Raw genomic sequence first — 13,430 nt, 5'->3', positions numbered from 1 at the left:
AAGGGAGAAGACCCATCGCGTATCTGAACTTTTCCGCATTGCAGGGCAGCCCCGTCGCGGCTCCCGTCGACGTCGTCGCCGCGCCGCGCACCCAGACGGGCTTTTCCGCGCTCGAATGGCAAGTGGTGGCGATCGCCCAGCACGATCGGCTCTCCTCGCTCGAAAAGCCGGGGAAGCTCGCCACTGCCCTCACCATGATCTTCGGCGGGCAGCGGCCCAACCCCGAACTCGCCGACTCCCGTCTGGAGGCGCTTCGCCGTCTCGCCGTGCATGCCTGGCATCGCGGCTACACGGTTCCGCGCGCCGCGATCCGCGCCTTCCACGAGGCGGGCTTCACCATCGAACAATATGAAACGCTGCTCGCCAGTATCAGCCGGGGCCGGGCAGCTCTCAATCAGGGAAAACGTGCATGAACATGATCACGCGTATCGATCCGGTCGAGCCCAACGAGGCGGAGCCGGGTCCGCTCGACCGCAAGCGCCGGCCGCTCTGGCAGAAAGGCGCGTTCGTCGCGCTGCCGGTGCTGCTCGTGGCTGGCGGGGTGAGCGTCTTCAATCGTGAATCGCCGGCGGTCGCCGCGCCGCCGCCGCCCACGGTTACCGTCGCCCAGCCGCTGGTTCGCCAGGTCAATGAATGGGACGATTATGTCGGTCGCTTCGAGGCGAGCCGCAGCGTCGAGGTGCGGCCGCGTGTCTCGGGGCAGGTCGTCGGCATTCACTTCACCGACGGCGCGATCGTCCAGAAGGGGCAATTGCTCTTCACGATCGACTCGCGCCCGTTCGCTGCGGCGCTTGCCGAGGCTCGGGCCGGTCTCGCCACCGCGCAGAGCGATCTGGCGCTGGCCCAGTCCGATCTAAGCCGCGCCGAGCGACTGGTCGCGGCGGAAGCGGTGTCGAAGAGCGATGTCGAGCGGCTCCAGGCGCGGGTCCGTGCGGCGCGTGCCTCGGTTGCTGCGGCGGAGGCCCGGGTTCGTGCCCGTGGGCTGGACGTCGAATTCACCCAGGTCCGCGCCCCGATCGCCGGCCGCATCTCGGACCGCAAGGTCGATGCCGGCAATCTGGTCGCGGCCGGAGAGGGGGCGGGCGGTTCGCTGCTCACCACGATCAATGCGCTCGATCCGATCTACTTCACCTTCGACGGCTCCGAGGCGTTGTTCCTCAAGACCAAGCGCGCGCAGGCGGCGGGGAGTGCCCAGTCGCCGGTCGAGATCCGACTTCAGGACGAAGCCGATTATCGCTGGAAGGGCGGGCTCGACTTCACCGACAACGGGCTCGATCCGCGGTCGGGAACGATCCGCGGCCGCGCCGTGCTGCGCAATCCCGACATGTTCCTCACTCCGGGCATGTTCGGCAACATGCGGCTCTCGGCGGGCGGCACCGCACAGGCACTGCTGATCCCCGATTCGGCCGTATCGACCGATCAGGCTCGCAAGATCGTGATGACGGTGGGCAAGGACGGCACGCTCCAGCCGAAGCCGGTCACGGTCGGACCCGTCGTCGACGGGCTGCGCATCGTCCGCTCGGGCCTCACTCCGCAGGACCGCGTGGTCCTGGCCGGCGCGCAGGTGGTGCCGCCGGGAGGCAAGGTTCAGGTCAAGCCGGGCAAGATCGAACCCCAGGCTGTGGCCACGGCACCAGTCGTATCGGCTCCGGTCACGGGCGAAGCCACTTTCGCCCGCTGACCGACCTGCCGCCGGGCGGTCCCCAAGGCCCGGCGGCAGGACCCATTGCTAGTATTTCCCGTTCGCCCTGAGCTTGTCGAAGGGCAGCCCGCCACGCGCGCATCGCATGCGGTCAGCGGGCCTTCGACAAGCTCAGGCCGAACGGACACTTGAAACCCTCTTACGAGGAGTAGGCCCATGCGCCTCTCGCGTTTCTTCATCACCCGCCCGATCTTCGCGGCGGTCATCGCGATCGTGATCACGATCATCGGCGCGATCGCCTATCTGGCGCTGCCGATTTCGCAATATCCCGACATCGTCCCGCCGACGGTTACGGTCACCGCCGCCTATCCCGGCGCCTCGGCCGAGACCGTCGCCGAGACGGTCGCCGCGCCGATCGAGCAGGAAATCAACGGCGTCGACGACATGCTCTACCAGTCGTCCCAGTCGACCGGCGACGGCAGCGTCACGATCACTGTGACGTTCAAGTCGGGCACCAATCTCGATGCCGCGCAGGTGCTGGTGCAGAACCGCGTGGCCGTTGCCATACCTCGCCTGCCCGAGGAAGTGCAGCGACTCGGCGTCGTGACGCGCAAGACGACTCCTGACTTCCTGATGGTGGTCAACCTGATCTCGCCCGACAATTCGATCGATCGCAGCTACATCTCCAACTACGCTCTGACGCAGGTGAAGGACCGCCTCGCCCGCATCAACGGCGTGGGCGATGTCCGGATGTTCGGGGCGCGCGACTATGCGATGCGCGTCTGGATCGATCCGGGCCGTGCCGCGGCGCTCGACCTCACCGCGGGCGATATCGTCCAGGCGCTGCGGGGGCAGAATATTCAGGTTGCAGCGGGTTCGCTCGGTCAGCCGGGTTCGACGCCCAGCGGCAACGCCTTCCAGCTCAACGTCGAGACGCAAGGCCGCCTCAAGGATCCTGCCGAGTTCGGACAGGTCGTGATCCGCACCGACAGTGACGGGCGTCAGGTCCGCGTCAGCGACGTGGCCCGCGTCGAACTGGGCGCGGCGGACTATAACGCCAATACCTATCTCTCGAACCAGCCGACCGTGATCCTCGCCGCCTATCAGCGGCCGGGCTCGAACGCGCTCGCCGCCGCGCAGGCGATCGAGCACGAGATGAAGGAGATTTCGAAGAACTTCCCCAAGGGCCTCGAATATCGCGTCATCTACAACCCGACCGAGTTCATCGCCCAGTCGATCGACGCGGTCTATCACACGCTGGGCGAGGCGATCCTGCTCGTCGTGCTCGTCGTCATCGTCTTCCTCCAAAAGTGGCGCGCGGCGATCATCCCGGTCGTGGCGATCCCGGTCTCGCTGATCGGCACGATGGCGGTGCTGTTGCCGCTGGGCTATTCGCTCAACAACCTCTCGCTGTTCGGCCTCGTGCTGGCGATCGGCATCGTCGTCGACGACGCCATCGTCGTGGTCGAGAATGTCGAGCGCAACCTCGCACGGGGCATGTCCTCGCTCGAGGCGGCGAAGACCTCGATGGACGAAGTGTCGGGCGCGCTCGTCGCGATTGTCCTCGTGCTGCTCGCGGTGTTCCTGCCGACCCTGTTCCTCAATGGTCTGTCGGGCGCCTTCTACAAGCAGTTCGCAGTAACGATCTCCGTCGCGACTGCGATTTCGCTGCTCGTCTCGCTCACACTGTCACCCGCGCTCGCTGCCGTGCTGCTGAAAGGGCATGAGGGCGAACCGAAGGGGCCGATTTCACGCGTGCTGCGTCGCGGGGCGGACCTGTTCAACCATGGTTTCGACCGGATGAGCGAGGGCTATTCGAGGCTCACCCGCGCACTGGTGACGCGGCCCAAGCGGATGATGGTGACCTATGCCGGATTGATCGCGGCGACGATCGGCTTGTTCTGGGTGACGCCGGTCGGCTTCATCCCCGCGCAGGACCAGGGCTACTTCCTCACGGTCATCCAGCTGCCCCCCGGCTCGTCGCTCGAACGTACCGACGAAGTGATGCGCAAGGTCGTCGCGCGCATCCTGCCGATCAAGGGCGTCAAGGGCTCGGTGATGCTCGCGGGCTTCGACGGTCCGTCGCAGACGCTCGCTCCGAACAGCGCCGCTGCTTATGTGCCTCTGCTTTCGTTCGAGGAGCGCAAGAAGCTCGGCGTCAGCTATGCCGAGATCATGAACGAGGCGCGCAAGCGCACCGCCGACATCAACGAGGCGATGCTGCTCGTCGTCCCACCGCCGCTCATCCAGGGCATCGGCTCGGCCGGCGGTTATCGGATGATGATCGAGGATCGCGGCGAGCATGGCTATGAGGCACTCGGCAAGACCGCGTTCGGGCTGATCGGCCAGGCCAACCAGACCGAAGGCCTCAAGCAGGTCTACTCGTTCTTCAACACCGCTACGCCGCGCGTCTTCGCCGATATCGACCGGCGCAAGGCCAATCTGCTCGGCGTTCCGCCGGAACGCGTGTTCGAGGCGCTCAACGTCTATCTCGGCTCGACCTTCGTGAACGACTTCAACATGCTCGGCCGCACCTATCGCGTCACCGCACAGGCCGACGCGCCGTTCCGTGCTACCGAAGCCGACATCGCCAATCTCAAGACTCGCTCGAATTCCGGCCAGATGGTGCCGATCGGTTCGGTGTCGACTTTCGAGAACAAGACCGGGCCGTATCGCGTCACGCGCTATAATCTGTTCCCGGCGGTGGAAGTCGATGGCGATACCGCACCGGGTTATAGCTCGGGCGCTTCGCTCGACTCGATGGAGAAGCTCGCGAGCCAATTGCCTCCCGGCTACGGCGCGGAATGGACGGGCATCGCCTTCCAGCAGAAGATGGCGGGAAGCACCGCAGGCCTCGTGTTCGGGCTGGCCGTGCTGTTCGTCTTCCTCGTGCTGGCGGCGCAATATGAGAGCCTGACGTTGCCGCTGGCGATCGTCCTGATCGTGCCGATGTGCCTGCTCGCGGCCATGGCCGGCGTGAACCTGCGGGGAATGGACAACAACGTCCTCACCCAGATCGGGCTGGTCGTGCTGATCGCGCTTGCCGCCAAGAACGCGATCCTCGTGGTCGAGTTCGCGCAGCAGGCCGAGGCGCGGGACGGGTTGTCGCCGGTGGAAGCCGCGGTGCGTGCCGCGCGCGATCGCCTGCGGCCGATCCTGATGACTTCGTTCGCCTTCATCCTCGGCGCGGTGCCGCTGCTGATCGCGAGCGGGGCAGGGGCCGAGCTCCGTCAGGCGCTGGGCACTGCGGTGTTCTTCGGGATGATGGGCGTGACCGGTTTCGGCCTGCTCTTCACCCCAACTTTCTACGTCGTCTGCCGCGGGCTTGGACAGCGTCTCGCGCGCAGACGGCGTGGATCGGGAGAGGCGCCCGCCGCCGAGCTCCAGCCGGCCGAATAATCACCAGCCGTCACCCCGGCGAAAGCCGGGGGACGCGCAGGAGGAAATGAAATGACTTATCGCGTTATTCTTGCCACTGCCTCTGCGCTCGCCCTCGCGGCCTGTGCTGCCGGCCCCGATTATGTCGCTCCGGTTCACCCGCAGACTGCCGCCGGCAATTTCGTCACGACCAGCCCCGCGGTCACTCCGGAACCCGTCAAGGGCGATTGGTGGCGGCTCTACAACGATCCGGTGCTCGATCAGCTCGTCACCGACGCACTCGCCGCGAACACCGATGTCCGCGTGGCGGTGGCCCGGATCGCGCGGGCGCGTGCGGCATTGCGCGGGGCCCGCGCCGACCGGCTCCCGCAAGCGGGCGTGAGCGCCGGCGCCAATTACGGCCGCCTGCCCGCGGGCCAGCGTCCGCCCGGCGCCGCGCGCGAGGACTGGCAGATCGACGCCGGGCTCGACGTCTCGTACGAAGTCGACCTGTTCGGCCGCGTGTCGCGCAACGTCGAGGCCAGCCGCGGCGACGTCGCCGCCGCCGAGGCGGATGCCGACGCGGTTCGCGTGATCGTCGCCGCCGAAACCGCGCGCGCTTATGCCGATGCCGCCTCCGCCGCCGAGCGGCTCGCGGTGGCCGAGCGTATCGTCAAGCTGCTCGACCAGTCGATCGACCTGACCGAGCGCCGCCGCAATGTCGGCCTTGCCACAAGGCTGGACACCGCCCGGATCGGCGCGCTGCGCAACCAGCGCCGGGCCGAAGTTCCTGCACTAGCCGCCGAGCGCGATGCGGCACTGTTCCGACTCGCCACGCTCACCGGCCGCACGCCCGCCGATCTCCCCGACACCGCCCGGGCGCGCACCGAGACGCTGCGCCTCGACCAGCCGATCCCGGTCGGCGACGGCGCGGCCTTGCTCGCGCGCCGTCCCGACATTCGCGCCGCGGAGCGCCGCCTCGCCGCCAACACTGCGCGGATCGGCGTGGCGACGGCTGATCTCTATCCCAAGATCAGCCTGGGCGGTTCGGTCGGCTCGACCGGCAACAATGTGGGCGACATCTTCACCGGGGGGCCGCTGCGCTGGCTGCTCGGCGGATTGATCAACTGGGCAGTGAATCCGGAACCGGCGCGCGCGCGCGTCGCCGCGGCGGAGGCCGACACCCAGGCGTCGCTCGCGACGTTCGACGGCGTCGTACTCGGCGCGCTGCAGGAGACCGAGACCGCTCTATCGGCTTATGCCCATGCGCTCGAACGGCGCAGCGCGCTGCAGGCGGCGCAGACCGAGGCGCGGGCCGCGGTCAACATCGCCCGCGCGCGCCAGCGCGAAGGCGATATCGATTCGCTGGCATTGCTCGACGCCGAGCGCACTTTCGCCGATGCCGAAGCGGCGCTCGCCACCGCCGACGCGCAGATCGCCGATACGCAAGTCGATCTGTTCAAGGCGCTCGGCGGAGGCTGGCAAACAACGTAGCCACATAATTCCCCTCCCTTCTAGGGAGGGGTTAGGGGTGGGTAGCGGCGGGCGAGGCTCGATGCCTCGTCCGGCGCTTTGTGCTGCGGTGCCAGAGAGAGTCTTTTAGGCGCGCAGACGCGCACACCCACCCCCCAGCCCCTCCCTGCGAGCAGGGAGGGGAGCTTTGACTCATCGCCCCTTGCGCGCGTCCGCGATGCGCACCAGCCGCAGCACGTTGCCGCTCCACATCTTCTCGATGTCGGTCCTCGAATACCCCGCCTGCTGCAGCCGCGCGGTAACCTTGGGCAGCGCGTCGATATCCTCGAAGCCGGGGACGCCGCCGCCGCCGTCCCAATCGGCGCCGAAGCAGACATGGTCGACACCCGCCACGTCGATCAGATGGAGCACCAGCCGCATATAGGTTTCGAAATCGGCCTGCTGCGACGGCGCCGTCGCCTCGATCGCGCGCAGGCGCCGGGTAAGCGCGGCAACCTCCCCGGTGGTCAGCCCCAGCTTGGCGGCGTCCTCGAGCTTGTCGGCGATCTCCGAGCGTTCGGCATTGGGGTTCGATTTGCCGAGATAGGCGGCGTTGGCGCAGATCGCCCCGCCCGAGGCGGCAAGCTTGCGCAGGCGCGCATCGTCGAGGTTGCGCGCATGATCGAAGATCGCCTTCGATCCGCTGTGCGAAAGGATCACCGGTGTCTTCGACAATTCGATCATCTGGTCGAGCACCGCGTCCGAGGCGTGGCTGGCATCGAGCACCATGCCCAGCCGGTTCATCTCGGCGACCCATTGCCTGCCCAGCGGGCTGAGGCCGTTCCATTTCGGCGTGTCGGTCGCCGAATCCGCGAACTGGTTGTTCCGGAAATGCACCGGTGACGCCATCCGTACGCCGCGCTTGTAGAACTCGCCGAGCAGCGACAGATCCTCGCCCAGCGGATAGCTGTTCTCGATGCTGATGAAGCCGAAGCGCTTGCCTGCCTTGTCGAGCCGCACCGCGTCGCTCGCCTTGGTTGCCAATCCGATCCGGTCCGGGAATTTGGCGAACGTCGCGTGGATCTCGTCCGAGCGCTTGAGCGCGAAGGCCTTTGCGGCGGCATAGCCCTCGGGCGTCAGCGGGCCCGACGCAGTGTAGATCACGAAGAACCCGCCATCGAGGTCGCCGGCGTCCATCCGGCCGAGATCGACCTGCACCGGATCGGTCGCATGATCGTGCCGGTCGCCGAAACTCCAGCCGGGGCGGGTGAAATGCGCCGGCGTGTCGAGATGCGTATCGAGCGTCAGCAGCTTCTTGTGCAGGTCCTTGTCGTCCCCGGGCGCCGCGTACGAGGCCGCGGAAGCCGTGGCGGCGAGCAGGGCAAGCAGGACGAGCTTTTTCATCGGGAACCTCGGGGCAGCGACAATTACCCATAGCTATGGCGCGGTGGATGGCGACCGTACAGCCTGTCGGATAAGCGAACGCCATAGCCCCCCGGCATAGTGTTAATCCGTATTTGGGTCGGGATACGGCGCGTGAAGAAGAGCCGGCGCGGTCGAGCCTGGCCCAAACCAGCGGGGCTTTCGGTATGTCCGCTATCGGAGCGTTAGCAGCCAGGTCACACACGCATGCCAGGGCGCTTTCAACGAGGCTTTCCAAGCCCCGCCGCCAGCCGCTTACTTCATCGATATCTTCCCTTATTCGGCTGCGTCCGCCGCCATCGGCGCCCGCGCCGCTTGCTTGCGATGGTCGAAAGTCGCGAGGCTCGACGCCTTCATCTCGATCGAGAAGCCTGGTGCGGTCGGCGCGCGATAGGCGCCGTTTTCCACTATGCACGGATGCAGGAAATGTTCGTGGAGGTGGTCGACAAATTCGATCACGCGCCCGTCCGTCGTGCCCGCGAAGCAGAGATAGTCGATCATCGCGAGGTGCTGGACATATTCGCACAGCCCGACGCCGCCGGCATGCGGGCACACCGGCAGATCGTATTTCGCAGCCATCAGCAGAACGGCCAGTACTTCGTTGACGCCGCCCAGCCGGCACGCGTCGATCTGCACCACGTCGATCGCGCCGCGCATGATGAACTGCTTGAAGACCACCCGGTTCTGGCACATCTCGCCGGTCGCGACGCGGAGCGGCGCCACTGCCTCGCGAATCGCGCGATGCCCCTCGACATCGTCGGGGCTGGTCGGCTCTTCGATGAACCAGGGATTGGCGAAAGCGAGGGCGCCGAGATGCCGGATCGCCTGGTCGACTTCCCAGACCTGGTTCGCGTCGATCATCAGCTTTCGCTCGGGGCCCAGCACCCGGCGCGCGATCGCCACGCGGCGGATATCGTCCTCGACCGATTGCCCGACCTTCAACTTCACATGATCGAAGCCCTCTGCCACTGCCTCGCGGCACAGCCGTTCGAGCTTGGCGTCCGAATAGCCCAGCCAGCCCGCCGAAGTGGTGTAGGCCGGATAGCCTTTGTCGCGCAGCGCCGCGACGCGCTCCGCCTTGCCCGCCGCGCGCGTCTCCAGCAGCGCCAGTCCTTCCTCGGGAGTGATGCAGTCGGTGATGTAGCGAAAGTCGATCAGCCCGATCAGCTCGGCCGGGGACATCTCGCCGATCAGCTGCCACAGCGGCTTGCCCGCCGCCTTGGCGAGCAGGTCCCACACCGCATTGACCACCGCACCGGTGGCGAGATGGATCACGCCCTTTTCGGGGCCGATCCAGCGCAATTGGCTGTCGCCCGTGATGTGCCGCCAAAAACGCGCGCCGTTTTCGCGGATCCAGTCGAGCTCGAGCCCTTCGATCAGCGGGGCCAGCGCCTCGATCGCCGCGCAGACCACGTCGTTGCCGCGCCCGATCGTGAAGGTCAGGCCATGGCCTTCGAGAGCGGGATCGTCGGTCTCGAGGATGCAATAGGCCGCCGAATAGTCCGGATCGGGGTTCATCGCGTCCGACCCGTCGAGCATCTGCGACGTCGGGAAGCGGACGTCGAGCACGCGCAATCTACGAATGCTGGTCATCGCGCGGAAACCGGTTCCCGCGGCGTCTGCCGGCTCGTCGTGCGTGCCCTCTCGATCATCGGTTTTGCTGCCTTTCCTGCGCGGCCCGATCGTCCGAGCGACGCCACTGCGTGTTTGCAGATGAGTATGATTTTCATAGGTGGGAATTGTGTGTGGCGCAAGTTTCCTGTTGTGTTAAGGGACATGGAGACGAAACCGAACACTGAAATCGGCGAATGGGAGGATAAGGATAATGCGGCACTGTTTCGCGCTCGATCTGATCGACGACGCAGCGCTGATCGCCGACTACGAGGCGCGCCATGCCCCGGGCGCGGTCTGGCCGGTGGTCCTCGATCATATCCGTGCGCAAGGCATCGAGTCGATGGAGATCTGGCGGACCGGCGATCGCATGGTGATGATCACCGAAGTCGCCGACGACTATCCCCGCGCAGTCGAGGCCCCCGCCGAGATCGCCGAATGGGAGACGCTGATGTGGCGCTTTCAGCGGGCATTGCCGCACGCCGCGCCGGGCGAGAAATGGGTGCCGATGCAACGCATCTTCGAATTCGGCGATACACAATGATCGCGACCCGGCGCCTGCCGGGCAGCGGCATGCAGCTTTCCGAGCTGGGGTTCGGCACCGCGACGCTCGGCAACCTGTATCGCGCGGTCTCCGACGAGGATGCCGCCGCCACCGTCGCTGCGGCGCTCGCGGCCGGCATGCGTTATGCCGATACGGCGCCCTATTACGGCTTCGGTCTCGCCGAGAAGCGGCTGGGGACAGCGCTTCGCGCAGCCGACGGGGTGGTCGTCTCGACCAAGGTCGGCCGGTTGCTCGTACCGGCGGACGGGCCGCTCCCGGAGGAGCGCCACGGCTTTCGCTCCGCCGAACCCTATGAGCCGGTCTATGACTATTCGTACGACGGCGTCTTGCGCTCGCACGAGGCAAGCCTTGCCCGGCTCGGCATGGACCGGGTCGACATTCTGCTCGTCCATGACATCGGCCGACTGACCCACGGCGATCGTCACGCGGATCGGATGGCCGAGTTGGCCGGCGGCGGGTTGCGCGCGCTCGAACGGCTGCGCGTGGAAGGCACGATCACCGCGTTCGGGATCGGCGTCAACGAATGCGAAGTCGCACTCGAGTTGCTCGACCGCGGCCCGCTCGATCTGATCCTCCTCGCCGGTCGCTACACGTTGCTCGAACAAGGCGCGCTCGATGTGTTGTTGCCGCGATGCGCGGCCTCCGGCACCGGCGTGGTCGTCGGTGGTCCCTATAATAGCGGCATTCTGGCGGGTCAGACTCCGCGCGCCGGCACGCGTTACGACTATGCGGCGGCCCCGGCGCTGGTGCTCGAAAAGGCCCGCCGGATCGAAGCGGTCTGCGCGCGCCATCAAGTCGCGCTCGGTGCCGCGGCGCTCCAGTTCGTGCTCGCGCACCCGGCGGTTACGAGCGTGGTACCCGGGCTGGCGAGCCTGACCGAGGTCGCCGAAACCGTCGCGCGTTACGGCGCGCCGATACCCGCGCAGCTCTGGGCCGAACTCAAGCAGGAGGGGCTGCTGCGCATGGACGCACCGGTCCCGTCCGAAACTCGCGGCGGGACCGCCTGACCCTCAGACCCGGCTGTCGCCTTCGACGAGCTGCTCGGAGATTTGGGCCGCGGCCACCCGGACCAGCTCGCCGGTCTCCTTCGGCGAAATCGAAGGCTGGAGCTTCTTGAGATAGGGCACGGTGAGCGCCGCCGCCGCCATCCCGCCGCGCATCACCGGAGCCGAGATGTCGGTGACTCCCGCGACGAACTTGCTCGGCGTGAGCTCGACCTCGCGCTCGCGGATCTCGTCGGCATGCGCGCGGAACGCCGCCAGCTCCGTTTCCGGAAGCTGCGGGTTGAGCAGGCTCTCCCAGCGGCGGCGCACATCCTCGGGCTGGAAGGCATAGAGCACCATCCCCGACGCCGCCTGGACCAGCGGCCGACGATAGCCGACGCGCACCGAGAAGCCGAGCTGCTCGCTCGACTCCATCCGTGCCACCACCACCATCTCGCCCTGCGTATGCAGCGCCAGATGGCACGATTGGCCCACGCTCGACGCGAGCTGGCGCATCACCGGCAGCGCCGCCTCGATCAGGTTGCGCGTGCGCGGCTGTTGCATGCCGAGCGAGAAGAGCCGGTCGGTCAGCCGATAGCCCTCGTTCGACGGATCCTGCTCGATATAGCCGCGGAATTCGAGCACCTGGACCATGCGGAACAGCTCGCCGTGCGAGCGCTCGAGCCGGTTGACGATCGCCGTCAGGGTCATCGGCCGCGCCTCGGTCGCGAGCAGCTCGAGAACGTCGATCCCTTTTTCGAGCGCGGGGGCCCGATAACGCGAGTCGATCTCGCTTTTCTCTTCAGCGACCTTCTTCACGGCACCCCCTCATGGCGTTCTTGCCCGCACCGTGTATCTGTTGCGGGCTCCGGAATGAAGACGGAGCGCACAGGCGGCGCGTTGGAAAGTTGCATTCGTCTGCGAAAGCGTTTTTATATGTGCAAGCTCCGGAGAGAGCCCTGCAGGAGAGAATGCGCCACATGGAAGCCCAAGCTCCACTTACTGCGTCGGCGGAACTCCCGCTCGGCGGCCGCACCGTCGCCAGGCTGCTCCCGGTGATATTGATCGTCGCCTTGTTCTTCCTCTGGGGCGTCGCGAACAACCTGAACGATGTGCTGATCGCGCACTTCAAGAAGCTGTTCACGCTGAGCGACCTGCAGGCGGGGCTCGTCCAGTCCGCTTTCTATCTCGGCTATTTCTGCCTCGCGATTCCCGCCGCCTTGTTCATGCGCGCCAAGGGGTATCGCGCCGCCGTGCTGACCGGGCTGGGACTCTACGCGCTCGGCGCTTTCCTGTTCTGGCCGGCCGCCGGCGCACAAAGCTATCCCTTCTTCCTCGCCGCATTGTTCGTGATCGCCAGCGGGCTCGCCTTTCTGGAGACCTCGGCCAACCCGCTGATCGCGCGGCTCGGGCGGGAAGAGACCGCGTCACGGCGTCTCAATCTGGCTCAGGCCTTCAATCCGCTGGGGTCGATCACCGGCGTCGTGCTCGGCAGCCAGTTCATCCTGTCGGGCGTCACGGTCTCCCCCGAGCAGCAGCAGGCGATGGCGCCGGCCGCGCTGGCGGCCTGGCGTGCGAGCGAGGCGTCCTCGGTACAGGTTCCCTATCTCATCATCGGCCTCATCGTGATCGGTTGGGCGATATTGATTCGTGTCGTCCGATTTCCCCCCGTGGCGACCGAAAGCGACGTCGACGAGGGCGTCGGCGCACTCGAGGATTTCCGTTCGCTGCTGCGCGAACGCCGGCTGCTGTTCGGGGTCGTCGCGCAATTCTTCTATGTGGGCGCGCAGGTCGGGGTCTGGAGCTATCTGATCCGCTATGCGCAGGTCGCGGTGCCGGGGACCCACGAGCACCTCGCCGCCAGCTATCTCACAATCTCGCTGGCGCTGTTCATGCTCGGGCGCTTCACCGGTGTCATGCTGATGGGCCGGATCGCGGCGCTGCCGTTGCTCGCGGGCTTTGCCGGCATTTCGGCATTTTTGTGCGTCGTCGCCACTGCGCTGGGCGGTACCGTCGGGACCATGGCGCTCGTCGCGACCAGCTTCTTCATGTCGATCATGTTTCCGACGATCTTCGCCGAATCGGTGGCGGGGCTGGGGCCGCGCACCAAATCGGCGGCGGCCTTGCTCGTGATGGCGATCATCGGAGGGGCGGTCCTGACCGCGGCGATGGGCTATGTCTCGGATACGAGCGGTTCGATCCTATGGGCGATGCTGGTGCCGGCCACCTGCTTCCTCGTCGTCATGGCGTTCGCATTGCGGGCGAGGACGCTGCGGATGTGATCCGTCATGCGCCAAGGCCCGACTGGGATCATTTCGACTCGCAGAAACGGGCGATCGACTCGACAGCGCCTTACTGATGTTCGAGGCGAATTACCGAAACTGTGATGATCGCCGAT

Annotated in this window: 10 protein-coding genes; 7 read left to right on the top strand and 3 right to left on the bottom strand. The window is 66.6% G+C overall.

Annotated features, from left to right (window positions below):
- Nucleotides 1–38: 38 nt before the first annotated feature.
- The 4 genes from BR78_RS0108760 (at nt 39) to BR78_RS0108745 (ending at nt 6,493) form a co-directional block, all read left to right on the top strand.
- On the top strand, nt 39–413 hold the full coding sequence (locus BR78_RS0108760; protein ID WP_231478213.1) for a hypothetical protein: 375 nt from the start codon (nt 39–41) through the stop codon (nt 411–413).
- Complete coding sequence (locus BR78_RS0108755; RefSeq protein WP_025560359.1) at nt 410–1,681, top strand: efflux RND transporter periplasmic adaptor subunit; 1,272 nt, start codon at nt 410–412, stop codon at nt 1,679–1,681. The genes BR78_RS0108760 and BR78_RS0108755 overlap by 4 nt, the downstream gene beginning before the upstream one ends.
- A gap of 177 nt (nt 1,682–1,858) precedes the next feature.
- A complete protein-coding gene (locus tag BR78_RS0108750; protein ID WP_025560360.1) occupies nt 1,859–5,041 on the top strand; it encodes an efflux RND transporter permease subunit in 3,183 nt (1,060 codons plus the stop codon).
- Nucleotides 5,042–5,092: 51 nt separating this feature from the next.
- Nucleotides 5,093–6,493 (top strand): efflux transporter outer membrane subunit, encoded by a 1,401-nt coding sequence (locus BR78_RS0108745; RefSeq protein ID WP_025560361.1) that lies wholly within the window; start codon nt 5,093–5,095, stop codon nt 6,491–6,493.
- Between the two features lie 171 nt (nt 6,494–6,664).
- Here BR78_RS0108745 and BR78_RS0108740 read toward each other — a convergent pair whose 3' ends face one another.
- Together BR78_RS0108740 and BR78_RS0108735 are read right to left on the bottom strand one after the other, a co-directional pair.
- Nucleotides 6,665–7,855 (bottom strand): dipeptidase, encoded by a 1,191-nt coding sequence (locus BR78_RS0108740; protein WP_025561160.1) that lies wholly within the window; start codon nt 7,853–7,855, stop codon nt 6,665–6,667.
- A gap of 294 nt (nt 7,856–8,149) precedes the next feature.
- Nucleotides 8,150–9,466, bottom strand: a complete 1,317-nt coding sequence (locus tag BR78_RS0108735; RefSeq protein WP_025561159.1) for an L-fuconate dehydratase — start codon at nt 9,464–9,466, stop codon at nt 8,150–8,152.
- Between the two features lie 232 nt (nt 9,467–9,698).
- Here BR78_RS0108735 and BR78_RS0108730 point away from each other — a divergent pair, with 232 nt between their 5' ends.
- Nucleotides 9,699–10,028, top strand: a complete 330-nt coding sequence (locus tag BR78_RS0108730) for an L-rhamnose mutarotase (protein WP_197021334.1) — start codon at nt 9,699–9,701, stop codon at nt 10,026–10,028.
- Entirely contained in the window at nt 10,025–11,056 is a 1,032-nt protein-coding gene (locus BR78_RS0108725) for an aldo/keto reductase (protein WP_025561157.1), read from the top strand. The genes BR78_RS0108730 and BR78_RS0108725 overlap by 4 nt, the downstream gene beginning before the upstream one ends.
- 3 nt (nt 11,057–11,059) lie before the next feature.
- On the opposite strand, the gene BR78_RS0108720 is transcribed toward BR78_RS0108725, so the two are convergent.
- A complete protein-coding gene (locus tag BR78_RS0108720; RefSeq protein WP_025561156.1) occupies nt 11,060–11,851 on the bottom strand; it encodes an IclR family transcriptional regulator in 792 nt (263 codons plus the stop codon).
- A gap of 161 nt (nt 11,852–12,012) precedes the next feature.
- Here BR78_RS0108720 and fucP point away from each other — a divergent pair, with 161 nt between their 5' ends.
- Nucleotides 12,013–13,314 carry an L-fucose:H+ symporter permease gene (gene fucP / locus BR78_RS0108715; RefSeq protein WP_025587670.1) on the top strand — a complete coding sequence of 434 codons (1,302 nt, stop codon included), beginning with the start codon at nt 12,013–12,015 and terminating at the stop codon, nt 13,312–13,314.
- Nucleotides 13,315–13,430 lie beyond the last annotated feature (116 nt).

Source organism: Sphingomonas sp. UNC305MFCol5.2, assembly GCF_000712135.1.
Classification (GTDB): domain Bacteria; phylum Pseudomonadota; class Alphaproteobacteria; order Sphingomonadales; family Sphingomonadaceae; genus Sphingomonas.
This window is presented reverse-complemented; position numbering and strand designations above follow the sequence as displayed.